This window comes from Belliella buryatensis (genome assembly GCF_900188245.1).
Classification (GTDB): Bacteria; Bacteroidota; Bacteroidia; order Cytophagales; family Cyclobacteriaceae; genus Belliella; species Belliella buryatensis.
The window spans coordinates 235,005-260,422 of the sequence record NZ_FZOK01000005.1; the positions used below are offsets into that span (position 1 = coordinate 235,005).

General features: G+C 36.0%; 23 protein-coding genes. All 23 read left to right on the forward strand.

All coding sequences use genetic code 11. The features are described 5' to 3' along the window. Positions 1–2: 2 nt before the first annotated feature. The 23 genes from CHB66_RS07100 (at position 3) to CHB66_RS07215 (ending at position 24,952) form a co-directional block, all read left to right on the forward strand. Positions 3–1,034, forward strand: a complete 1,032-nt coding sequence (locus tag CHB66_RS07100; protein WP_089239413.1) for a glycosyltransferase family 4 protein — start codon at positions 3–5, stop codon at positions 1,032–1,034. A 446-nt stretch (positions 1,035–1,480) separates the two neighbouring features. Continuing rightward, a complete protein-coding gene (locus CHB66_RS07105; protein WP_245812682.1) occupies positions 1,481–2,224 on the forward strand; it encodes a glycosyltransferase family 2 protein in 744 nt (247 codons plus the stop codon). Then, positions 2,224–3,858, forward strand: coding sequence for a capsule assembly Wzi family protein (locus CHB66_RS07110; RefSeq protein WP_089239418.1), 1,635 nt, complete (start codon positions 2,224–2,226; stop codon positions 3,856–3,858). Before CHB66_RS07105 ends, CHB66_RS07110 begins: the two co-directional genes overlap by 1 nt. Continuing rightward, complete coding sequence (locus CHB66_RS07115; RefSeq protein WP_089239420.1) at positions 3,858–4,376, forward strand: cupin domain-containing protein; 519 nt, start codon at positions 3,858–3,860, stop codon at positions 4,374–4,376. The genes CHB66_RS07110 and CHB66_RS07115 overlap by 1 nt, the downstream gene beginning before the upstream one ends. Before the next feature lie 539 nt (positions 4,377–4,915). Then, on the forward strand, positions 4,916–6,211 hold the full coding sequence (locus CHB66_RS07120) for a nucleotide sugar dehydrogenase (protein ID WP_089239423.1): 1,296 nt from the start codon (positions 4,916–4,918) through the stop codon (positions 6,209–6,211). Positions 6,212–7,583: 1,372 nt separating this feature from the next. Next, positions 7,584–8,705: a glycosyltransferase family 39 protein gene (locus CHB66_RS07125; RefSeq protein ID WP_141107379.1), complete on the forward strand. Its 1,122-nt coding sequence runs from the start codon at positions 7,584–7,586 to the stop codon at positions 8,703–8,705. 170 nt (positions 8,706–8,875) lie between these two features. Then, positions 8,876–9,811 (forward strand): UDP-glucuronic acid decarboxylase family protein, encoded by a 936-nt coding sequence (locus tag CHB66_RS07130; protein ID WP_089239427.1) that lies wholly within the window; start codon positions 8,876–8,878, stop codon positions 9,809–9,811. Further along, positions 9,808–10,623, forward strand: coding sequence for an ABC transporter permease (locus tag CHB66_RS07135; RefSeq protein WP_089239429.1), 816 nt, complete (start codon positions 9,808–9,810; stop codon positions 10,621–10,623). Before CHB66_RS07130 ends, CHB66_RS07135 begins: the two co-directional genes overlap by 4 nt. 75 nt (positions 10,624–10,698) lie before the next feature. Continuing rightward, positions 10,699–11,091 carry an endonuclease domain-containing protein gene (locus CHB66_RS07140; protein ID WP_089239431.1) on the forward strand — a complete coding sequence of 131 codons (393 nt, stop codon included), beginning with the start codon at positions 10,699–10,701 and terminating at the stop codon, positions 11,089–11,091. 40 nt (positions 11,092–11,131) lie between these two features. Continuing rightward, positions 11,132–12,394: an ABC transporter ATP-binding protein gene (locus CHB66_RS07145; protein WP_089239433.1), complete on the forward strand. Its 1,263-nt coding sequence runs from the start codon at positions 11,132–11,134 to the stop codon at positions 12,392–12,394. Further along, on the forward strand, positions 12,375–13,118 hold the full coding sequence (locus tag CHB66_RS07150) for a TylF/MycF/NovP-related O-methyltransferase (RefSeq protein ID WP_089239435.1): 744 nt from the start codon (positions 12,375–12,377) through the stop codon (positions 13,116–13,118). The genes CHB66_RS07145 and CHB66_RS07150 overlap by 20 nt, the downstream gene beginning before the upstream one ends. Positions 13,119–13,188: 70 nt before the next feature. Beyond that, positions 13,189–13,812 carry a class I SAM-dependent methyltransferase gene (locus tag CHB66_RS07155; RefSeq protein ID WP_170932450.1) on the forward strand — a complete coding sequence of 208 codons (624 nt, stop codon included), beginning with the start codon at positions 13,189–13,191 and terminating at the stop codon, positions 13,810–13,812. After that, positions 13,800–14,912 carry a glycosyltransferase family 4 protein gene (locus tag CHB66_RS07160; protein ID WP_089239439.1) on the forward strand — a complete coding sequence of 371 codons (1,113 nt, stop codon included), beginning with the start codon at positions 13,800–13,802 and terminating at the stop codon, positions 14,910–14,912. Before CHB66_RS07155 ends, CHB66_RS07160 begins: the two co-directional genes overlap by 13 nt. Next, positions 14,902–15,912: a glycosyltransferase family 2 protein gene (locus tag CHB66_RS07165; RefSeq protein WP_089239441.1), complete on the forward strand. Its 1,011-nt coding sequence runs from the start codon at positions 14,902–14,904 to the stop codon at positions 15,910–15,912. Before CHB66_RS07160 ends, CHB66_RS07165 begins: the two co-directional genes overlap by 11 nt. Positions 15,913–15,986: 74 nt before the next feature. Next, the gene (locus CHB66_RS07170; protein ID WP_089239443.1) at positions 15,987–16,904 is read left to right on the forward strand and encodes a glycosyltransferase family 2 protein; all 918 of its coding nucleotides are present in this window, start codon (positions 15,987–15,989) and stop codon (positions 16,902–16,904) included. Positions 16,905–16,938: 34 nt separating this feature from the next. Next, positions 16,939–17,862 (forward strand): hypothetical protein, encoded by a 924-nt coding sequence (locus tag CHB66_RS07175; protein ID WP_089239445.1) that lies wholly within the window; start codon positions 16,939–16,941, stop codon positions 17,860–17,862. Between the two features lie 36 nt (positions 17,863–17,898). Beyond that, positions 17,899–18,774, forward strand: coding sequence for a glycosyltransferase (locus CHB66_RS07180; RefSeq protein WP_245812683.1), 876 nt, complete (start codon positions 17,899–17,901; stop codon positions 18,772–18,774). A 258-nt stretch (positions 18,775–19,032) separates the two neighbouring features. Then, positions 19,033–19,629, forward strand: a complete 597-nt coding sequence (locus tag CHB66_RS07190) for an FkbM family methyltransferase (protein WP_262484462.1) — start codon at positions 19,033–19,035, stop codon at positions 19,627–19,629. Between the two features lie 218 nt (positions 19,630–19,847). Continuing rightward, positions 19,848–20,747, forward strand: a complete 900-nt coding sequence (locus CHB66_RS07195; protein ID WP_089239453.1) for a hypothetical protein — start codon at positions 19,848–19,850, stop codon at positions 20,745–20,747. After that, complete coding sequence (locus tag CHB66_RS07200; RefSeq protein WP_089239455.1) at positions 20,738–21,691, forward strand: glycosyltransferase family 2 protein; 954 nt, start codon at positions 20,738–20,740, stop codon at positions 21,689–21,691. Before CHB66_RS07195 ends, CHB66_RS07200 begins: the two co-directional genes overlap by 10 nt. 30 nt (positions 21,692–21,721) lie before the next feature. After that, complete coding sequence (locus tag CHB66_RS07205; protein WP_170932451.1) at positions 21,722–22,639, forward strand: glycosyltransferase family 2 protein; 918 nt, start codon at positions 21,722–21,724, stop codon at positions 22,637–22,639. Then, positions 22,636–23,799 carry a glycosyltransferase gene (locus CHB66_RS07210; RefSeq protein WP_089239459.1) on the forward strand — a complete coding sequence of 388 codons (1,164 nt, stop codon included), beginning with the start codon at positions 22,636–22,638 and terminating at the stop codon, positions 23,797–23,799. Before CHB66_RS07205 ends, CHB66_RS07210 begins: the two co-directional genes overlap by 4 nt. A 22-nt stretch (positions 23,800–23,821) precedes the next feature. Next, positions 23,822–24,952 (forward strand): glycosyltransferase, encoded by a 1,131-nt coding sequence (locus CHB66_RS07215; RefSeq protein WP_089239461.1) that lies wholly within the window; start codon positions 23,822–23,824, stop codon positions 24,950–24,952. The last annotated feature ends 466 nt before the right edge of the window (positions 24,953–25,418 follow it).

A 25,418-nucleotide genomic window follows, 5' to 3' on the forward strand; every position in this document is an offset into this window, starting at 1 on the left:
AAATGGAATTAGAAGTGAGAAAAGTGTTATTTGTAATCCCAGCAAATTTGGTGAATGGTGAATTAAATATTTCAACATTCCTAACTTCAGAAATTAATGCTTTAAAAAATGAATTTGAACTTGTCGAAGTATTTTATTTTATAAATCGAAGATCTATATCTGGTTTTATTTATAATTTAAAAAAATTAAATACACTTATAGAAAGATTTAAACCAGATGTTATTCATAGCCATTATGGCTCGACAACAGGTTTATTAGTTAGCTTATCATCAAAATTCTGTCCCTGGGTAATAACTTTTGGTGGAAGTGAGCTCTTGGGTCATCCTAACAAAGGATTATATTGGAGAATTAGAGAATTATGGGCTGTCAGATTAAGTCATTTTGCGGCATTAAAAGCAGATCATATTATATGTGTTTCTCAAAATTTGATCAATTCACTCTCTAAAAATAATCAAAGTAAGACAACTTTAATTCCTCGGGGAGTTGATATTTCAAAATTTACTAAAAAAGATAAATTTGAGGCAAGAAATTATCTTAATTGGAGTGTAGAAAAAAAATATGTTTTATTCAGTTTTCCAAGATTAAATGCCGAAGTAAAAAACAAGGAACTTGCTGAAAATGTCATTTCCTTGTTAACAGACAAAGGAGTAAACATTGAATTAATTATCTTATATAATAGATCACAAGAATATATATTTAATGCATTAAATGCAGCTGATGCTCTGTTAGTTACATCCTTTCATGAAGGGAGTCCGAATATTGTTAAAGAAGCAATGGCATGTAATCTGCCTATAGTATCAGTTAATTGCGGAGATGTCAAAGAAAGATTGGAGAGGGTTTCTCCTAGTTTTATCTCCTTTACTTATGATGCACAAGAACTTAGTGAAGGACTAGAGAGGGTACTCGATAAAGGACAAAGATCAAACGGTTTAAAGTATATATTGGAGAATGGTATTGATATGAAAAATACTATTTCAAAAATTATTTCTGTATATAATTTCATTATCTACAAAAAAAATAAAATTAATATGTGATGCTTTATTAATATTTTTTGGAATCTAAGGTCAAGGAGTTTACGGATTAGTCGTTTCATTAGGGAATCTTTAATAACAGTTTCAGCCTTTTCAAAACTAAAATTAAGATGTTAAATTAGACCTTTAAAAGTAAAAAAGTTCATATAATAGTATTCTAATAGTAGACTCAAGTATAAGCTGAATTATAACAAATATTGAGTAGTGAATTAGTTTTATAATTTAATTAATGAATATTTACATACAACTGCAAGATATTTAGGGTAGCTTACCCTAATAATTAAAAAACTATGTAAAAAAGTTAAATGGTTACACTTTTCATTAATATTCTTATTTAATGTAATATTGATATTTAATAAAATGAATTTTAAAACTAGATTTTATTTTGCTGAAAATGAAAAAGATTTCTTATTACTTAATTTTTAATTAAACATGATATTAAAATGGTGATGGTATCAATTGTAACCCCCTTACATAATTCATCAAAATTTATTATTGAAACAATTGACGGTGTAATACTACAATCATACACAAATTGGGAAATGATAATAGTGGATGATTGTTCTACCGATAATGGAGTGGAAATTGTTGAAAAACTTCAAAAACAAGATGATAGAATCAAACTAATAAAAAATGAAATTAATAGTGGCCCAGCTGTTTCTCGAAATAGAGCAATAGAAGCTGCTCGTGGTCGCTTTATAGCTTTTTTGGATAGTGATGATATTTGGCATCCTACCAAGTTAGAAGAACAATTAAATTTTATGCAAAAAAATGATTATGTTTTCACATTTACTGCATATGATAAAATAAACGAAAAAGGGGAGAAAGTTGGGCACGTTGAAATTCCTTTGGAAGTAGCATATAATGATTTACTAAAGACTTGCTCTATAGGGTGTCTCACTGCTATGTATGATACTCGTAAAATTGGTAAAGTATACATGCCAATTATTAAAAAGAGACAAGATTTTGCCTTATGGCTTAAAATACTTAAAATAGTTCCAAAAGCTTATGGCCTTAATAGACCTTTGGCTAAATATCGACTAACGTCAAATTCAGTTTCTAGCAATAAATTGAAAGCTTCTAAATATCAATGGAAAGTTTATAGACATATAGAGAAATTAAATATAGTTTCGTCAACTTATTATTTTTTATTTTACACAATTCATGGCATAGTTAAAAAATATTTTAAATAATGTTTTATTTAGTTTTTAGATCACGAACTGTTTTATTCTCTGCAATTGCTTTCTTTTGCTCTTTTCAAATTATAAAAGCTCAAAATGCCTCAACAAATAATAATAAATTTTACGAGCTGAATAGACTTAATCAGCTAAATACAGATACTTCAAATAATTTCCTCCAAAATAATGCATATCAAGTCCTGCCAGAAAATGTAGATCAAATAATATCAAGAAAGGGAGCTTTTTTTAAAGAAGTTTTACCTTATAAAGTTTCTTTTTTACCAATTACCCTTCTAAGTCAATATTCATCAAAAACCATTTATCCAGAAGTATCTAGGAACATTAATAATTTGGGTTTTCAATCCTATGCTTCTGCAGGTTTATTCGCAAGCCTAGGCCCTTTATCAATACAATTACAGCCTGAGTTTATTTATGCCCAAAACAAAGCTTTTAAAATAGGTTCTCAAAAGTCTAGTAATACAGAGTATTTGGAGCGATTTGGAGAAAAAGCTTACCAAACATTTCTTCCTGGTCAAAGTAGTATTAGACTCAATGCAGGTGCATTTTCCATTGGTGCTTCTACTGAGAATATCTGGTGGGGTCCAGGACAATTCAACTCCCTTCTTTTTTCAAACAATGCCTTTGGGTTTGAACACTTAACTTTAAATACTAGACGCCCCGCAAAAACATTATTAGGAACTTTTGAAGGACAAGTCATCATGGGCAGGCTTGAAGGGTCTGGCTTAGAATCACCATTAAGTAATTTATTAAATGATGATTGGAGATACCTCAATGGAATCAATCTCGTTTATGGTCCCAAATGGATACCAGGTTTTTTTGTTGGGTTTTCTAGGATGTTTCAACAATATTCAGAAACAAGAGGGGATACCTTTAGAGACTTTTTCCCAATTTTTGCTGGTTTTCAAAAGGAACGTTTGTTAGAGGATTTTGACAACCCAAGAGATTTTGATAGAGCTGGCAGAGATCAGCAACTGACTGGTTATGTGAGATACCTAAATACCAAAGCAAAAGTTGAACTATATTTTGAGTATGGCAGGAGAGACCATGCATTAAACTGGCGTGAAGCTACATTAAACCCAGAACATGCGAGAGCTTATCTTTTTGGTTTTAATAAATTGTTTGACATTCCTAATAATGCTCAATTTCAAGTGAGAGGGGAGGTGCTTCAACAACAAGAATCAATAAACATTTTAATCAGATATCCAGGAACAGGTGGTGGGCAAAATTGGGGAGGTCATAGCCCCGTAAGACATGGATTTACACATCTGGGTCAAATGCTTGGTCCAGGAGTTGGTCCTAGCAGTAATGTACAAACTCTTGAAGGTGCATGGGTAAAAGGGTTTAAGAAATTAGGAGTAAGATTAGAAAGATTAAATAGACATCAAGATATCTACCAAAAAAGATTCCTTGATCCATCAGAGCAGGGAAGGTGGGTAGACTTATCAGCTAGGCTATTAGCAGATTGGCAGTTTGACAACTTAATTATTAGCTCAAATATCAATTTTGTCAATTCCCTCAACTACCAATGGCAACTAGCCCCTGACAGTACCCCTGAATACCCCAGAGGAGAAAACCTATTCTCCATCCATTCCCAAGTCAGTTTAATTTACCTCTTTAATAAAAAATAATGACCTTCCCATTTTTTCCCGAGGCAAAAGAAAAAGCAATAATTTTTGAAGAAGTAAAAGCTACTTTAATAGACCTAGGCTTCAATTGTATAGATGAAGATTGCAATAGACCCTGGGGTGGTTTTCTAGTAATGGATCCTAACCAGATCGAAGCATTCAGAAAGAAGTTTTTCTCTGAGGTTGAGCTTCACAACAATCATACGGATGCTTACAATGCAAAGATCATGTTACTCGCACCAGGAGAGAAACACTCTTGGCAGTACCACCACCGCAGATCAGAACTCTGGAAATTGGTAGCCGGCGAAGCAGCCATCTCAAGGTCATTCACAGACCAAGAAAACCCAGCTACAGACATGAAAGTAGGGGAGTTGATTCATTTAGCCCAAGGAGAACGCCACAGATTGATAGGCAAACAATCCTGGGGCATAGTCGCAGAAATCTGGATCCACACCGACCCCACCAACCCCTCCGACGAATCCGACATCATCCGCATCCAAGACGATTACCAAAGAAAATAATGAAATAGATGTGAAAAATAGAACATCTCTCGTTGAATAATGCGAAAGCACTACTTGTCTAGATAACTTTTTCGTTAAGTGTTAATCGTTCACAGTTAATCGTTCAAAGTAGGAACCCAGTAAAACCCACACTTCCCCTACCTTTAACGCTACCCCGACCCCTCGGGGCTTAACACTTAACACTTAAGGACACCCCGATCCCTCGGTACACCCCGATCCCTCGGGGCTTTTCCCTTTTCCCTCCCAACCCTTTTCCCTCCCAACCCTTTGCCCCTCCGCACCCTTTGCGAGAAATCCTTTCTCCTCCCGATCCCTCGGGCCTAAAATAACCAACCCTACAACCTGGCCCGTCACTATAATGATCCAATGGGATCATTTCTTAACGTTCCGTCCTCCTTTTCCCTCCCAACCCCCTATTACTTGGCGTAATTCTTGTAAGAACTTGAAATACTTACTCAGCACCTTACTTCTTTTTCCATTATCCTTTCCCCTTTTAAAAAACCTTTTCTCTTATCTTTACCATCCTTAATTGATAAACAATGCAAACAGTTTTTTCAAAAAACCTCAATGACTCCCAAATAGCAATCATAGGCCTTGGCTATGTAGGACTACCTCTTGCTGTAGAGTTTGCCAAAAAATACAAAGTATATGGTTTTGATATCAATACCAATAGAATCAATGCCCTCAACAAAGGCCTAGATGATACCCTGGAAGTAGAGGAAAGCACCTTAAAAGAAGTGGTGCAAGCTGAATCCTTGATCCTTACTACCCAAGCAACAGATTTAGCAGCAGCTAACATTTACATCATCACAGTTCCAACCCCTACAGATAGACATCATAGACCCGATCTGACTCCTTTAGTAGCTGCCTCCAAAACAGTCGGTCAGGTACTTAAAAAAGGAGATATTGTCATATATGAATCCACAGTTTACCCAGGATGTACCGAAGAAGACTGCGTGCCTGTACTCGAAAAATACTCAGGTCTCAGCTTTAATACAGACTTTTTTGTAGGATATTCACCAGAAAGAATCAATCCCGGAGATAAGCTCCATACCTTAACAAAAATAAAGAAAGTAACCTCAGGAAGCACCCCCGATGTAGCAACGCTGGTAAATCAATTGTATGCCAGTATCATTGAGGCAGGAACTTTCCAGGCATCCTCTATCAAAGTAGCAGAAGCGGCCAAAGTGATCGAAAACTCACAAAGAGATATCAACATCGCTTTTGTAAACGAACTCTCAAAAATCTTTAACCTTCTTGAAATAGATACCAAAGAAGTTCTAGAGGCAGCTGGGACCAAATGGAACTTCTTGAACTTCTCACCCGGTCTGGTTGGTGGGCATTGTATAGGCGTAGATCCTTATTATTTGGCCCAAAAAGCCCAAGAAGTCGGCTATCACCCCGATATCATACTCGCAGGTAGAAGAGTCAATGACAGCATGGGCAAACACGTAGCTACAGAATTGATAAAACACATGATGCGCAAAGATTTGAAAGTCTTGGAAGCAAAAGTGTTGATCTTAGGCTTTGCCTTCAAAGAAAATTGCCCAGACTACCGCAATACTCGTGTGATTGATATTTATCGAGAATTACGCTCTTTTGATATGGACGTAGATATTTTTGACCCTTGGGTAAATAGGGTAGAAGTAAAGCGTGAATACGGGGTAGAACTTCTACATGAATCACAACTCCCAAATTTAAACCACTACTCAGCCATCGTCCTAGCCGTAGCACATAATGACTTCCTTAAATTAAATCTCCAAAAATCCATCGACCAAGTCATCTTCGACGTCAAATCCACCTTACCCAAAGAAACCGTCGATGCCAGACTATAATCACTATCTCATCCAAGCGTAGCTTATAGCTACGCTTTCATACCCTTCCCATTAAATATCTTTCCCCTTCCCCCTAATCCATTCACCCCTTATCGTCCCGACCCTGATCATCTTCCCCCATCACTACATCCCCCGGGACTCCCGCTCATTCGTGCCCACACCCCAACCCCGCACTGCGGCGCATATCGAATATGCTGACTATCCCTACATTCAAGCGTCTTTTACAGGGCTATTTAAAGTTAAGCCCACTACGGGCTTCGATTTGTGACTATCTGCGTTTTAATGCGGGCGGGACGACGGAGATTCGGGTTTACCTCCCGAATTGGGATGGCCTGTTTCATTTTAGAGATAGATTTCCTCCTTTTTTTGGGAGGCCAGCGTTGGCCTTGTGGGTGGATAGAACCTGTCCCGATCCCTATCGGGAGCCTGTCCCGTCCCGAGACTTCGGGATACGGGAACAAAAAGTCAGAGAATTAGATTTCTATCAAAACCACTCCTCTCAATAAAAAAACGATCCATCCTTATTGTTGGTTATTTCGGTCTTGCTTAAACTGGCACAGTTTGAACCGAAATGCTTGGCACAATTAGACCGAAAAGCGTGGCGCAATTCGAACCGTTATATCCAACACTTAACGTTTAACACTTAACGTTTAACACTTAACACTTAAGGACACCCCGATCCCTCGGTACACCCCGATCCCTCGGTACACCCCGATCCCTCGGGGCTTTCCCTTCCATCCCTTTGCACCTCCGCACCCTTTGCGAGAATTCCTTTCCCCTCTTTTCCCCTCCATTTATTTGCATAATTCCCCCAACTCCCTAAATTTGTTCAACCGAGTAAAAAAATTACTCAACCACTCTTAAGCACAAATCCTGTGACTGAAAGGGCGAAGCTGTGTTTGATGTTTAATCGCTTAATTGAACCTCTCAGCCCCCCAAGACTAAAGATATTCCCGTCAAACGTTCAATGTTAATCGTTCAAAGTAGGAACCCAGTAAAATCCACAATTCTCCTACATTTAACGCTACCCCGACCCCTCGGGGCTTAACACTTAACACTTAAGGACACCCCGATCCCTCGGTACACCCCGATCCCTCGGTACACCCCGACTCCTCGGGGCAACCCCTAAGCACAAACCCTGTGACTGAAAGGGCGAAGCCGTTAGTAACCGTTAAACGTAGAAGCGTTAACCGTTAAAACGTAAAACACAATAAAATCCACAATCCCCCCACATTTAACACTTAACGTTTAACATTTAACCCTTAACATTTAACCTTTTCCCTTTAACCTAATTTCCCCCTTGAAACCCCTCCTCATCCTCTCCATCCTCTTCCTCCTCATCAACGGAGCACTCTTCCTCAAACAAGGAATCATGACCGATGCAGACACCTGGGGATACATGACCTATGCTGAGGAGATCAGACAACAAGGGATATTCTACAAACCACACCACTTCTGGTATATCGGTTACGTGCTCTTGATCATTGGAGCCAACTCAATCATCCCAGGACACGAAGGAATCGTCATCTTCCAATACCTACTCGCTTACCTAGCACTAATTGCCTTGTACTTCACTTCCATCAACATATTCAACAACCCCAAAGCAGCTTTCCTAACAGCCTTTTGGTTCCTGGCTTTCTTCATGATCTCCTTCTGGAACCTATTCCTTTATGCAGAATCTCTACTGATCAGCCTCTATTGCATCAGCTTCTTCTTCCTGTCCAGAGCCTACCGAGGCAAACTCACTACCCTAGAAGTACCCCTCATGATTATCATCATCACTTGGGCCTTCCTCACCAAACCAACAGCCATTGCCCTCATAGCCGCTCTCCTCATCGCAGGACTATACAATCTTTTCATTTCAACCAAATCGAGCAAACCTTCATCCTTCATCCTTCATCCTTCATCCTTTATATCCTTTCTCCTTTTCCTTTTTTTGCCCGCCGTGGCGGGAACCTTCCTGATTTTGCTCAACCAAATGCTCTCCACCTTCGGCTTCGTGGAAAACTACCAAATAGGCGAGATAGTCTACAATATACACACCGTAGCCGACCAACCTTATGCCAAGTGGCTAATGATTAAGGTACCTGAAAACCTTTACCTTCCAAACCCTGAAGCACCACCTTTGTGGAAACTCACAACCATCATCATCATGAATCCATGGTACAGCATCAAGCTCTTCGCTACCAAAGCATTCTACTACATTTTCTACATCAGACCCTATTTCTCTTGGACTCACAACATCTTGGCCCTAGCAGTGCTGCTGCCCATGTACTACTTCGCAGTTAGACAACTCATGGCTAAGAACCTAGATGCAATCATCAAATCCTTCGTCATTACATTTCTTGCTGTAGCTGTTCTTAGCGTCTGCCTTCTATCGATCAACTGGAATGGACGCTTCCTAGTCCCAATCCTCCCGATCATATTTCTGATAGGAGCAAAAGGCCTCACGGATAGAGTAGGGCAGTACATACCAAAAATATTTAATGTTTAATCGTTTAAGCCTTGTCCCGTAGAATTACGGGATGTTTATTCGATAAGTGTATAGTAAAATCCACAACTCCCCAACATTTAACGCTTAACGTTTAACACTTAACAATTAACGACACCCCGATCCTTTGGGGCAGTTAACCAATTAACCCAATCACCTAATCCACTAAATCTTTGAAACGAACCCTCGTCACCGGTGGAGCCGGATTCCTCGGCTCTCACTTATGTAAAAAACTACTCCAAGAAGGCCATGAAGTCCTTTGCGTGGACAACTTCTTTACCGGAAGAAGGGAGAACATCCACGAACTCCTGGATTACAAAAACTTCGAACTCCTTCGACACGACATCACCTTTCCACTCTATGTGGAAGTAGATGAAATCTATAACCTCGCTTGCCCAGCTAGCCCAGTACACTATCAGTTTGATCCAGTACAGACGACCAAGACATCGGTAGTAGGAGCGATCAACATGCTTGGATTAGCCAAGCGACTCAAAATCCGCATCCTTCAGGCCAGTACTTCGGAAGTATATGGGGATCCCAGCATCCACCCGCAAACTGAAGACTATTGGGGCAACGTCAACCCCATCGGGCCTAGAGCCTGCTATGATGAAGGAAAACGCTGTGCAGAAACACTCTTCTTCGATTACTTCAGACAGCACAACCTAGACATCAAAGTGGTCAGGATCTTCAACACCTATGGACCAAACATGCAGCCCAATGATGGGAGGGTAGTCAGCAACTTCATCCTACAGGCACTCAACAATAAACCCATCACCATCTTTGGAGATGGAGCGCAAACCAGAAGCTTCTGCTATGTAGATGATCTGATTGATGGCATGTACAAGATGATGCAAACAGAAAAGGGCTTCACAGGACCAGTCAACATCGGAAACCCATACGAGTTCTCCATGCTGCAACTCGCGGAGAAAGTCATCGAACTAACAGGAAGCAAAAGTCAAATCAGCTTCCAACCCCTTCCGCAAGACGACCCCAAACAAAGACAACCTGATATTAACCAAGCAAAGTCCAAACTCAATTGGCAACCAAATGTGCAGCTGGAAGAGGGGTTGGTGAAGACAGTTGAGTATTTTAAAAGTATAGTAAGTTGAATAAAACCATCATTGAACCCTCCAAAGGATGGAAAGTCGTTGACTTTGATGAACTCTGGAGATACAAAGACCTACTCTATTTCCTTACCGTAAGAGGAATCAAAGCTCGATATGCACAATCCATCTTAGGAGTAGGCTGGGCTATCATTCAGCCTTTGTTTACTACGCTAGTTTTCACTGTTGTATTCGGTGGATTGGCCAAAGTAGATTCTGATGGCATGCCCTATATCTTGTTCTCATATTTGGCATTATGGCCATGGAATTATTTTTCAGGCACCTTATCAGAATCAGCCAATAGCCTTGTGGCCAATGCAGGCATGATTACCAAGGTCTATTTCCCTAGATTGATCCTGCCCCTAGCAGCCATCTTTTCCAAGCTACTAGACTTCATCATCTCCTTTGTCGTGCTGCTGATCCTCCTGATCTATTTCAAAGTAGTACCTGGTTTGGGTATAATTTGGCTTCCCTTACTGCTGATCCAACTCCTCATGACCTCCCTAGGAATAGGAATGATTCTCTCAGCCATGGCAGTGCAGTATCGTGATATCAAGTATGCACTCACCTTTATCATTCAACTACTCCTGTATGGAGCACCCGTAGTCTACAGCACCACAGCAGTTCCAGAACAATATCAATTCCTCTATTCCCTCAATCCTATGGTCGGAGTAATAGAAGGAATCCGAGCCATGTTCCTCAACCGCCCCATCCCCTGGGACTGGATCTGGCCCGGATCAATAGTAGCCATAATCTTCTTTGTTTTTGGCTTGTTTTATTTCCGTAGGATGGAGAAAGTTTTCGCAGATGTCGCTTAACTACCTCCCCCAACCCCTCCTGAAGGAGGGGAGATACCCTAATAAAATTAGTGTCTCTTAATTTGTCAATCATTAATGCCTAGCAAATTTAATCATAACGCTTCACCTGAAATATTCCGAAGAGCGAAGGAGTTAAGAGAGAGCATGACGATCGCAGAGCAGGTATTATGGGAAAGATTAAGAGCGGGAAGATTAAATGGCTTAAATTTTAGAAGACAGCATCCAACATCAAAATATATTGTTGACTTCTATTGCCATCAATACAAATTAGTAATAGAGCTTGATGGAGAAGTTCACCTAGAAAAAGATCAGAAAGAAAGAGATTTCAGCAGAGAAGAAGAACTCAAAAATCTAGGTCTCCACATCATCCGATTTACTAATGAATCAGTTCTACACGAAACAAATGAAGTCCTTTTCAAAATTCTTGATAAGATTTCAGAACTAAAAAAATTAAATACAAACCTTTAAAAGAAACCTACACCCCCCTTTAGGGGGGCAGGGGGGTAATATGTCCAATACAATAATAAAAGTAGAAAACCTCTCCAAACGCTACCGCATCGGCCTGCAAGAAAAGAAAGCAGATACCTTAGCCCAGCAGCTATGGACTAACTTCAAGGCTCCGATTGAGAATTTCAAGCGGATCAAAAGCCTTGGGAAGTTCGAAGAGGAAAGCGACTCAGTACACTGGGCACTCAAAAATGTCAGCTTTGAAGTCAAGCAGGGAGAAGTGTTGGGGATTATTGGAAAGAATGGTGCTGGTAAATCTACTTTGCTTAAGATTCTATCCAAGATCACAGAACCCACCTCAGGTCGTATTGAGATGAATGGCAGGGTGGCAGCCTTACTAGAAGTCGGTACAGGCTTCCATCCAGAGCTCACAGGTCGGGAAAACATCTACATGAATGGCACCATTCTGGGCATGACCAAGAAGGAAATCGACCGCAAACTGGATGAAATTATTAACTTCTCAGGAGTAGAGAAATATGTCGATACGCCTGTCAAGTTTTATTCTTCTGGTATGCGGGTCAGGTTGGGATTCTCTGTGGCTGCCCATTTGGAGCCTGAGATATTGATCATAGACGAAGTTTTGGCAGTAGGGGATTATGAATTCCAACAGAAGTGTTTGGGTAAAATGGAAGATGTGAGTCAGAAAGAGGGGAGAACTGTATTGTTTGTAAGTCATAATATGGATGCAATTTCAAATTTATGTAAGAAATCTATTTTACTTAATAGTGGGGCATTAGAATATATTGATAATACAGAATATGTTTTAAGGAAATATTTGGCTCTAGATTTAAATTCATCAAATACTTATATTGATAAATCTAATAATGAGTTTTCAAAAATTTCCAGAATTATCATTAATACATCTGACCCAAATGGATTCCATAATTATGGTAAAGAATTGGTTATAGAATTTTATATTAAGTCTATTGATGAAATACCAAATGCAACCTTATCTTTTCAATTGATAGATGAAAAAAATAGAGCAATTATGCACTGTTGGCTTTTTCAATCAGATTATTTTTTTTGTAATGATGATGGAGTATATAAAGCTATTTGTAAAATAAAAAGCCCCAAGTTGTATATGGGCAAATACTTTTTAACTGCACATTTTGGAGAAGGTAAGGGTGGGAAAAAATATCAAACTCTTGAGAAAGTTTGTTCTTTTGAGATACATATGCACGGTATTAAAAGAGAATTTGATTGGGCGCCTTATGCCTGTACATATTTAGAAGATTTTAATTGGTATGTTGAAAAATTGGATTAAAAAGAAAGTAAAAAAGGAAGCACCAAAATCATATGTTTTTCCTCAAGATTTCTCAGAAGAAGTTATTAATTTAATTAAAAAGATAACACCTTTTACAATGACTTCACCTGAAAGGTTGATATCATTAATTTACTCAATCGAATATATACATAAAAATAAAATTGATGGCGATTTTGTTGAATGTGGAGTTTGGAAGGGTGGTAGCGTTATGGCAATGATTTTAAAACTTCAAAAATTAGAAGTTGAAAATAGAAGAATTTGGCTTTATGATACTTTCGAGGGAATGACGGCTCCACAACAAGAAGATCAAAAATATGATGGAACTAGTGCCTCCCAATTATTAGAAAAAGATATTGAAAGAAAATCAAATGTCTGGGCAGTATGCCATCTTGAGGAAGTGATCAAAAACATTTCTTCCTTATCTTATCCAAAGAATCTTATCAATTATGTAAAGGGTCCAGTTGAAAAAACTTTAAATAAGGAAGTCCCAAAAAAAATTTCTTTGTTGAGACTTGATACAGATTGGTACGAATCAACGAAAGTAGAACTCGACATTCTTTTTCCAAAATTAGTCAATGGTGGTGTCTTAATCATTGATGATTATGGTCATTGGAAGGGATGTAGAAAAGCAGTTGACGAGTATTTTTCAAAGATTGATAAACCTTTTTTCCTTCATAGAATTGATTACACTGGAAGAATTTTAGTTAAAACATGGGATGATTGACTTTAACCCGCAAAAGCTCACCTTCGAAAATGTTGATCGATATCACATTAAAAGATCAATTTTTCAATTTTTGAGTTCTAAATCTGAAGTATTTCGAGGTGATCTATTGGATGTTGGTTGTGGTGAAATGCCATACAAAAATGAGATTTTATCCAATAGAAAGGTAACGAAATATGTTGGGCTTGATATTCATGGTGCTTTGGAATACAAAAAGGGCATCAAGCCTGATTACTTATGGGATGGCATCAAAATGCCATTTGAAGATGAATCATTTGATTCAAGCTTTGCCACAGAAGTTTTGGAACATTGTCCTGACCCCTTGTTGACTTTAAAAGAAATAAATAGGGTGTTGAAACCTGAGTCACCTCTGATACTGACAGTTCCATTTTTATGGCCCACACATGAATCTCCTTTTGATTTTTACAGATATACACCTTTTGCTATTCAAAATTTATTAGAGCAGTCTAGTTTTAAAGATATAGAAATAAACTGTTTAGGAGGTTGGGACGCGTCTACAGCACAAATGATATCACTTTGGTTGAAAAGAAGAGGTTTCTCTAAACGGATTCAAAAATTTCTGTTTATAGTTTTGAAACCATTTATCCTCAATCTTTATAAAAAAGACAAAATAAGACCTGCATTCAATGATCAAAGTATGTTTACAAACCTTGGGGTAATCGCATGGAAAAAATAAACATTTGTTTTACATCTCCGTCAAAAAACGCCTACTCAGAAACTTTTATCCAAAATCTAAAAAGAATTATTGATGGTAAAGTGTTTCATTGTTTTGGTGGATTTTTTCCAATTGAATCAGAAGATGGAAAATTAAAAAATCATTATTCTGCACCTTTAATTGTCAAAGCCTTTTCAAAATTAGGATGGATAAAAAGACCAATTAGAGAAATTTATCTTGAGTCCTACCTTAAAAGAAACAAAATACATGCGATTATTGCGAATTATGGGCAATCTGGTGCGGAATTAAGTAACTTATCAAAAAAATTGAATATTCCATTGATAGTTCATTTTCATGGATATGATGCCAGTGTTAAGGATGTAATTGAAAGATATAGGGATAAGTATCTTAGAATGTTTGAAATAGCCAAAGCTATTGTAGTAGTGTCATCAGAAATGAAGGACACGATTATAAGGCTAGGCACTGATGAAAAGAAGGTGTTTTTAATTAGATATGCACCTGCTGAAGCTTTCATGGATATAATAGCGAATTACCAGTCTGATCAAATGATTGCTATAGGAAGGTTTGTAGAAAAAAAGGCGCCATATTTAACTTTACTTGCTTTTAAACAAGCTCAGGAAAAATGTCCTGAGTTAAAATTGAAATTGATTGGGGAGGGAGATTTGCAACAAGTATGCAAAGACCTTTCTCTAGCTCTGAAAATTAAAAATATAGATTTTGCAGGTATTCAAAAACCAGAAGATATAGTAACAGAAATGAGTCAATCTTTTTGTTTTATTCAGCATAGTAAAACAGCTGTAAGTGGGGATAAGGAGGGGACTCCCGTTGCTGTCTTAGAAGCAATGTCAGCAGGACTTCCTGTGATCAGTACTTATCACGCGGGAATTCCAGATGTAATTCAAGACAATGAAAACGGTCTTCTCGTTCAGGAAGGTGATGTTGATGGAATGGCACAAGCAATAGTCAAATTATATCAAGATAGAAAGTTGGCAGAGCAATTTGGAATTAACAATAAAGAATATATTAAAGCTAATCTATTGGAATCACAGTATAAATTGGCTTGGAATTCACTAATTCAAGAAGTTGTTCATGGGAAATAATCCTTTGGTTTCCATCCTCATCCCAAACTACAATAAAGCCCCTTATCTGAGGGAAACTCTAGATTCGGTGTTAAATCAGACTTATACCAATTGGGAATGTATTATTGTAGACGATCACAGTACAGATAATTCTTGGGAAATATTGGAATCTTATGCCCAGAAAGATGCTAGGATAAAAATTTTTAAGAGACCTGATGATCGTATTAAGGGGGGCAGCGTAGCCAGAAATTATGCCTTTGAATTGTCCAAAGGAGAATTTATTCAATGGTTGGATTCAGATGATGTAATTCATAAGAATAAAATTAAAGATCAATTAAATATTTTATTAAAGTCTGATTTATTTAATGTTTCTATTGCAAATTGGGATTTCTTTAATTCATCACTAGATATTAAAAATATAAATAACTATCATGGTCATGAATATATAGACCAGGAAAGATGGGAAAATCACCCAACAAATGGATATGACCTTATACTTTATTTATTTATGAATGGTTTTTTTATACCACCTCATGCCTATTTTATGAGTCGTCAATTGGTTGTAGTAGCTGGGTTATGGAAAGAAGAAATAAATAGAAATCAAGATGGTGAATTCATGGTTAGAATTCTCTTGAATTGTAAAAGGGTAACGTATTTGAATTCAATATATACTTTTTATCGAAAACCTGATGAAACTCACTTGAGTAAACAAAGAACATATAGTAGTTATAATGATTGGATTAAATCATTTGAATTATGGGATCAAAGTATTCTAGAAATGAGAAATTCAAGAAAAGCGAGAACAATTTTAATTCTAAATTATGAACGTTTAATTAAGGTTACAGGCATAAAATATCCTGAGATAACAAATAAGGCTATACAAAGAGTAACTTTTCTTAACCCTTTAATTAGATTTAATTTTTTTAAACCATATATTATATGGATAGGTTCTTTGATTGGATTTAAGAATTTTTTACTTCTTCGTGTATTTTTAATCAAGATAAAAATTATAGAAGATTGATTCCTGAAATAATACAATATTGCTGATTCGGAAACATAACCATGACTGAACAAGAATTGGATTGAATTTTAATAATGGAAAAACTGGTATCTATTTTGATTCCTAATTTCAACAAGGAAAAATATTTAGGAGATTTATTTGATTCGATTTTTAATCAAACTTACTCAAATTGGGAATGTATAATTGTCGACGACCACAGTACAGATAATTCTTGGGAAATACTTGAAACTTATTCTCAAAAAGATTCTCGAATTAAGATTTTTAAAAGACCAAAATTTCGAAAAAAGGGAGTGAGCACGGCAAGGAATTATGCTATTGAATTGGCTAAAGGAGAATATGTGGCACTTTTAGATTCAGATGATACATGGGGACCAAATAGACTAAAATTGGCTATTGAGTTTTTGAGTTCACAAAATATTGCAGCTATATTTAGTGGTGCTATCGTTTTAAGACAAAATTCTACTGAAAAATTATCATCTCGAGATATAAATAATGCAGAATCTATTTTTGACTTTATTTTTAGTGATGATGTTTTTTGTCCAACTCCTTCTTTAATACTTCAAAATACGCTCGCAAGGAATGTAATGTTTGATGAAGGTTTGAAACGTCACGAGGACTTTGACTTTTTTATTAGAGTTCATGCTATAAGCCCTTGGAAGTATTTTGAAAATTATGATGTAAGAATAAACTGGACGAGAGAAGATTTGAAAGTTATTAACTTTAAAGAATGTATTCCATTTTATGAAAAACATTGGCAAAAAAGTCGAAATGATAAAATTAGACATAAGTATATAATTCGAATAACATCTTCCTCTGTGAGGGGAAATTATAAATATAATCTCGCTTATTATTTTAAGAAAGTTTTAGAAAACGAAGGTTACAAGTTTTCATTCAAGCAGTATATTTTATTTTATATGCCTTTTTTGTTCTTATTATTTTCAAAGTCAAAATGGTTTTTCTTAAAATTTTTTTCTACGAGTGAGATAAGCTAGTCCAAATTCAACGAGTTAAATATTTGGCTTCCCAATGAAAAGAATCTATTCAAATATAGAGCAATTAATAAATAAAATTAATTCTTCAGAAGATGAATTAGTTATTTTATCTACCTACTTTACCTCAAAGATTGACCCAATGAGGAAATTTCAGCAACCTAATGATAACTTTGAGTATTTTAAGGATTGGTACGAGAGTATTAATGAATTAGGATTGAGGGCAGTGATTTTTTGTGATACGATCTCAGAATCCTTCGAAAGAAAGTATACAACTGACAAGATTTCCTTCATAAGATGTCAACTAGGACCTCATTCCTTGAATGATGAACGATTTTTTATTTTTCATGAATTTATTCAAGATTTGAGTCCACATACCTTCATAGTTTCAACAGATATCAATGATGTAATTGTCAATAAAAACCCCTTAGAGTTATTAGCATCCAGCCCAGAAAAGTTATTTGTGGGTAGAGGACAGCGAAAAGTCTGGAAAAATGGGAAATGGGCTCTCAAAGCCTTGTTTAGTTTTAATAGAAAGTATAATAAGAGTTTACCAGTCAGTTTTTTCAATTACCCTTTACTAACCCCAGGAACGCTTGGAGGAAAGAAAGAAGTCATGCAAAAGATTTATCAAGAAATGAAAGACCTTTTTTCTGAACTAGGAGACGATGGGAATTATGACATGCAGGTATTTAATTTTATCATGAAAGAAAAGTATTTCCCTAAAAATTCTTTTTGGGACGGTACCATTCCCTTTTGGATTGCTAATTGGTATTATTACGCCCTATATAGAGTTTCCAGAAAAATCGAAAAAGGATATATGGCACATAAATATGATTTGGTTACACCTGAGGAGGGCATAGTCTCCAATGAATTGATATATGCAGGTTTTCCATTTGTAAGCATGGTTGGGAAATATGAAAAGAAAGGTGTCTCAGAAGCTTATCTTATTCATAAATAAGACTATTGATGAAGAAATATAGAGATTAAGGGTCTAGTGATATCTGTAATTATACCTACTTACAAAGATGATGAGCGTTTAAGTAAGTGTCTTCAAGCATTAGAAAATCAAACTTTAGGAAAGTCCGAATTTGAGGTCATTATTGTAAATAATTGCCCTAGTGAAAGTTTGGATATTGATTTTACAAAGATCAAAACTTTGAATGTAAGATGTTTTTCAGAAGCGATTCCTGGATCTTATGCTGCTAGAAATAAAGGCATTTTGGAATCTAAAAGGGATATATTGGCATTTACAGATTCAGATTGCCTACCTGAACCAAATTGGCTAAAAGTGGCACATTCCTTTTTGGGGAGTAATAGTTTGCAAAATACAGGTATTCTGACGGGGCCTGTACGGTTGTTTTATCATGATCCAAAGAGATTGTCACCCGCTGAGATTTACGAGAAATACACAGCTTTTCATACCGAAGCTTATGCAAAGCAAGGATTTGCTGTTACCGCAAATTGGGTTTCTTATAAATCTGTTATTCAGAAATTTGGTGGATTTAATGCTAAGTTAAAGTCAAATGGTGATTCAGAATTATCTGGTATAATAAGTAAACATCATAAAATAATTTACATACCTGATTTGATAGTAAACCACCCAGCTCGTTACAAAACAGAGGATTTGATTCAAAAATATAAAAGGAGAATAGGAGGGACTTATAATCGGCTATATGAAGGTAGAAATTTGAATTTTGCTATGTATATACTCAATTTTATCTATAGGAGATACCGCTTTGCATTGAAAAAATTGTTTATGGTTTCGCCAAAAGAGTCAATCAAACTGCTATACGTTTGTCATGTTATAAATATGGGAGCAATAAAGGAATACTTTTCTTTAATAAAAGGCGGAGATTCAAAAAGATTGTAGAATCCTAAATGATAAAAAACTCTATTTACTACCTTAAGCGATCGGTTGAATATTCTTTTATAGTCTATTCCAACAGGAACTTAAAAGGCTTTAGAGAAAAATCAAAAGCCGCACGGACGCTCATTAGTTTAAATCTGAAATCAATTGGCAGAAATAAGGAAGAACAAACCACAGTTAAGTTTTTTGATTTTAAAATTACTGGATTGAATGCAGCCTCTTTGTTGTATTTATTTCAAGAGATTTTTTTGAATCAAGAGTATTTTTTTTAACAGTTCCTCACATCAGCCAAAAATTATTGATTGTGGTGCTAATATTGGTGCTTCTGTGCTTTTTTTTAAAAAACTATATCCTTCATCTCAAATAATAGCTGTGGAACCCAATCCAGTCATATTTAGATTATTGGAGAAAAACATAAAAGATAATAACCTAACAAATATCACTCTATTTAATTGTTGTTTGTCAAATAAAGAAGGTTTCGAGGATTTCTTTTTCGAAAATGAGAGTACCAATAATTTATCAGGTTCAATTTATGAGACTAGGGGCAATGAATTTCAGGTTAAAGTGAAATCAATAAAACTATCTTCCATAATGAAAGATGAATTGTTTGATCTCATCAAGATTGATGTTGAGGGTGCTGAGAGGCAGATATTTCAGGATTTGGTTGAAAATGACAAAATAAAGTTATCTGATTCATATTTTATTGAATATCATCATCATTCAAATATGGAGAATGTTTTTTCGGAAATGATCAGCTTTTTTGAAACGAAGGGTTTCAAATTTAATTTGCGGTCAGTTTTTAAGAAGCCCACTTCATTTCAGGATATTCTAATTTTTTTCCACAAAAAAATAATCTAGAATTGATTCACAAATTGACGCGTAAACTCTTTAAGGTACGCATACTATTCTCTTCAATATTTATCGTTGGACGATCTTATCTAAGAAAGAAGGATGAAAACAGGAAGTCTAAGATTATATATATTGACATCTCAAGACCTGAGATATATCATAGGTATTTTTATAACCTATGTAAATATTTTATACTAGAAGATTATGAGGTTTTTATAAAACGATCTTTGCGGAATATCTACTATCTAAAATCTAATGCTGATGCTTCTATTTTATTCAAAGAAAATCATTTAATTATTGGAAAACCATCTAGATATTCTGATCAATTTATAATTGATGACAAAATGATTTCACCTGACTATTTTGATTTTATCATCAATCCAAAAATTAGAGAAAACTCTTATTTTGTTCCCATAGACTTTCAGCAGGATATTTATTTCAAGAGTTTTTGGACACACGATTTTTCTAATGGGAAAAGGTATAAAAGTCTTTTTATGGCAGGTAACTTTGGGGAAAATTATTCAAATGCATATAATGAAAAGTTGTTTAATACTATAAATAGATACGATGTAAAAACTTTAATTGAAAGTCTAGATTGCTACAAGAATCTTGAGGTTAAGGATGAATTTGAATTTTTTGAAAAAGTTGAAGATTTGTCGATTTATTTGATTGAAAAGAAAAATGGATATCAAATTCCTCCATCAAAACTATTTTTCTACTTAAGTAAATTTGACTTTTTCTTTGCTTTACCGGGAATGTATATGCCAATATCACACAATATCATAGAAGCAATGTCAGTAGGAACAATTCCCTTTTTACAACAAAGCTATGCTGATATATTTCAACCTCAATTAGAAAATGGAATCAATTGCATCACCTATTTAGGAATCGAAGATTTACCTAAAAAAATCCAATATTTGTTTTCTCTTGAATTAAATCAAATCATTAGTCTAAGAGAAGAGGTAATTAAATTTTACTTAGAAAATTTAACACCAAAGTCAATTGTGGCTAATATAATCAATCCACAAAATTCTAAGGTTTATTTAATGGCTGAACAATATTCAGTAAATCAATTATCTCTAAAACTTGAGAAGAATAACAATATTTCCGATACTTTATGCAACTAGTGTCTATTATTATTCCAGTTTACAACAAAGCAGCTTATATTAATGAAACACTTGAATCTGCATTAAAGCAAACTTATAGTAATATTGAATTGGTGTTGGTAAATGACGGTTCCACAGATGGTTCTTTAGACATATTGAAAAAATATGCTGAAAAATTCCCGTCAAAAATCAACTTGATTGATTCAAAAAATAAAGGAGTTTCTGCTGCAACAAACCTAGGGATACAAGAAGCTAAAGGTGACTACATTCAGTTTTTGGATGCAGATGATTTACTGTCACCAGAAAAGATTGAAAAACAAGTTGCGCTACTAAATGACAACAATTTTGAGAAGATTGCTTCCTGTGAGTGGGTACTTTTTAAAGATGATATTCAAAAAATCTCCCAAGTTCCATACGGTATTTTCAAAAATTTTGAATCAGGTATAGACTGTTTATTGAGAGCTTGGAATCATCAAGAAATGATGCAAACTGCTGCTTGGCTTACCCATCGCAGTTTAATTGAGAAGGCAGGAGGATGGAATGAAGATTTAGTAAAAAACCCAAATCCAGATGGTGAGTTTTTTTGTAGAGTGCTAATTCATAGCAAAGGAGTAGTGTTTGAACCTGAAGGTAAAGTGTATTACCGGATTCCTGGAGAAAGTAATGTGAGTCAACAAAGAGGCCATCAAGCGACTTTATCTTTGCTCAGAAGTTATCAAAGTTATGAAAAGGTTATTTTGTCATTTGAAAACTCCAAACGCATAAAAGTCGCTTTAAAGAAAGTCTATCAGAAGTTTATCTATGATGTTTTTCCCAATTTCCCTGATTTGATCAAAGAATCTGAAACTTGTATTAAAGCATTGGAAGTTTCAGAAAAAACATACATTGGAGGTCCAAAATTCCAAAGGATTTCAAAGATTATTGGCTTTAAAAATGCTCTTAGGTTAAAAAGATTTTTTCAATAACTGATTAACAATCACCATTATCTTATATACTTGTTTTCAATAATCATCCCATTATATAACAAAGCTCCTTACATCCAAAGGGCTATAGGTAGTATTCTGAATCAGGAGTTTGAGGATTATGAGATTATTGTCATCAACGATGGATCTGCGGATGGCAGTGAGGAATTGGTTGCAGAGAAATACGGATCCACAATTAGATTATACCATCAGGAAAACTCGGGAGTATCGGTTGCTAGGAATCGAGGAATCCAAGAGGCAAAACATCCTTGGATAGTTTTTTTGGATGCAGATGATTTTTGGCATCCGTTATATTTAACTTTTGTAGAAAAAACTATCTCCGAAAACCCGGATGTTGGGATTATTGGGACCCATTATGATAGTAATAAACTTTCTCTAAATCCAGAATTAAAATATTATGTCTTAAAAAATTACTTTAAGAGAGCAATTAGAAACACCTACTTTTTCACCTCCGCTACTGTGGTCAAAAAGGAATTTTTTGAATACAAACCTAGTTTTGATCCACAATTGAAGTTGGGAGAGGATATCGATGTGTGGTTACGAGCATCTCTATTTTTTGGAGATGGGATTTATATTCAAAACACCTTAGTTTACTATAGTCAAGATGATGTTGAACGTGCTACTTCAAAGACTTATAAGCTGGAAGAAACTCTAATCCCAAAACTTTTTAAAGAAAATTACTATCACCAATCAATAGATAAATCGACATGTAGTCAGGATACATTTATTGCTTTTAGAGACAAATGGGTTTTATTCAATCTCTATCCTATAGTCCATGATGAAAAGATCAATATGTTCCTTTCTCAAATTTCAAATAAGTATTTTCTAGTCAAAGGATTTTATTACTTTCCTGCCCTATTTGCAAATGCCACTTTTAGAAGCTTTTTTCGAAATTACATGAAGTTTTGTTTTAGATACATCTACAAATGAAGGTGGTTCGAATTGTTTCTGAACTAGATTTTGGTGGAGTAGAACAGGTCTTAGCCAATTCCCTCCCAGAGCTTCAAAGGATAACTAATTTCAAGCTTACAGTCATTGTCCTTGGCAAAGGAGGTAGGGTATCATCAGCACTTCAATCCAAAGGCATACAGGTAATTGTCTGGAACCAAAACCCTCGAATTCCTAATATTAAGCTACTGCTAAAGCTAACATCCTTTTTAAAGAAGCATCAACCTGATGTAGTCCATACTCAAGGGGCTGAAGCAAATTTTCATGGACTGATTGCTGGTAGACTGGCAGGGGTTCCAAGCAGGATTGGAGAGGAAATTGGTTTCCCAAATCATCATTCTTATTGGAAGTATATTTTCAAATTGATTTATAAAAATGCTACTAAACTGATTGCTATTTCTCATGCGGTAAAGGATATGATTATAGAATTGAAAGAAGTGGAGGAGGGGAAGGTTGAGGTGGTGTATAATCCAGTTGAGATAGGGGAGAAGAGAAAGGTCAGAGATGAAAGGGGGACCGAGCGTGAAGATAATGTCCTGGGGACATTTTTAGCTCGGGGCCAGGATGTAGAGGAGGAATTTAATGTGAGTGATAAAAAAGTAAAGCCATTTGTGTTTGTGACGACATGTAGGTTAGTGCCTGTAAAGAATTTGGATAGATTAATCAGTGTATTTGTAAAGTTAAGTGAAGAGTTTTCTGAAAAACCGATTGAGTTATGGATTATTGGAGATGGACCTTTAAGGGAGGTACTTGAAAATCAAAGTAAGGAGCTGGGTATTTCAGATAAGATAAAGTTTTGGGGATTTCAGGAGAATGTTTTGACATTTCTTGAAGAAGCAGATGCCTTTGTGTTGCCATCACTAAGTGAGGGTTCTTCTGTCTCTTTGGTGGAGGCGATGACTGTAGGATTACCATCGATTGTGACAAAGGTTGGTGGAGCAAGAGAAATTCTGGGAGGTAGTAATTCAGGTTTATTGATTGATCCCCGAAATGAAAATACTATTTTGAAAGCTTTAAAAGAGGTCATCAACTACGAAAAATATCAAAAAGAAAAAATTTCAAAGAATGCAATTAAGGAGGCAAAAAGATTTAGTATTGAAAACTATATTCAACAAATAATCAAAGTTTATAAGGCTTCTTAATTTTTTTGACTAAGAGATTTAAATGGAAAAAATAAGAATACTTTATGCCATGGAAACTATTGCCTCAGGAGGAGTGGAGCAGAGAAGACTTTTATTGGCTAAATGGTTTGACCCAAATCAATATAAACTCAAAATTATTTGTACAAATGCGATAGGCGCAATACCTGAAGAATTAGAAAAGTTTGGGATCGAGGTAATTCAAGTAGGCGATTTTAAGCATCCTTTTCATATATCTAAGCATAAGAAGGTCTTAAAAATTATTAATAGTTTTAGACCACATATCTTTCATGGCGCTACTTTTGAAGGAATAGCTATGGCTGCAATAGGAGGGAATATAGGGAAAGTTCCTATTCTAATTTTAGAAGAAACTTCTGATCCACAGAATAGGAGTAGTAAAGCTAACTTTTTGTTACGACAGTTTGTAAAATTTTCAGATTGCATAGTGGCAATTTCTCCCAATGTTAAAAATTACTTGATTAACAAAGCAAAAGTCCCTTTTCAAAAAATTAGATTGATTATAAATGGTGTTCAGATCCCTAGACAAGTGTTATCTGAGGAATTGAATGTGATTAAGAACCAACACAGTTTAAAGAACAAAGATTTTGTAATTGGTTTTGTAGGTAGGTTATATGATGACCATAAGAGAGTTTCTGATTTAATAATTGCTATTTCTCTTATAAAGGTTCCCTGTATTAAGCTATTAATAGTTGGTGATGGAAAAGATAGAGATAAACTTGAAAAATTAATCGAAGAACTTTCTGTTCAAAACAAAGTCATTTTAGTTGGAAATCAAAGTGACCCTTCTTCTTTCTATAAAATCATGGATGTTTTTTGTGTCCCATCATCTCGAGAGGGGTTTGGTCTTGTTGCTGCTGAAGCCATGTTACACCACCTTCCAGTAGTGGCTACTAAGGTAGGAGGTTTGCAAGATGTAGTAGTAGATGGAGAGACAGGTTTTCTTGTTCCTCCCCTCAATCCTAAAGCCCTATCCGAAAAGCTTCAAATCCTCATCGATAATCCAGAACTTCGAACCCGCATGGGCAATGCAGGTTACCAAAGAGCCATGCAACACTACACCGCCGACCGCTACTGCCAAGAAGTAGAAAACCTCTACCTCACCCTCCTCAAGCAAAAAGGCATACTCCCCAATTAATTCAAACACTTAATAACCAATCTCGACCCATCGGGCAGATAATCAAATAAGCAAATAACCAAATAACCTCCCGATCCCTCGGGAAACCCAATAGCCAATCCCCCTACATTTAACACTTAACAATTTACCCGCCGTGCCTGTGCCGTGGCGTAGAGGACTCAACGCTTAAAGTTTAACCCTTAACACATACCTCCCTCTAAACAATTAAGCAGCCCCGACACCTCGGGGCAATTAACCACTTTTGTGCCCTTTGTGATTTCCTCACTTTAGGGAAGGCCTGCCTCACTTCAGCCTGTCCAGTAGAATTACGGGGGGAGGGATCTTAGCGATTTCTTCTCGCTGGCCTGCCTCTTTCCCGATTTCTGTCGTGATGGATATTCCGGACAATACTGACCCCTGTTCTGGACATATTGACCCCTCTAAAAATGGGTTTGGTTCTATAATCTGTTAGACTGACAATTTTACA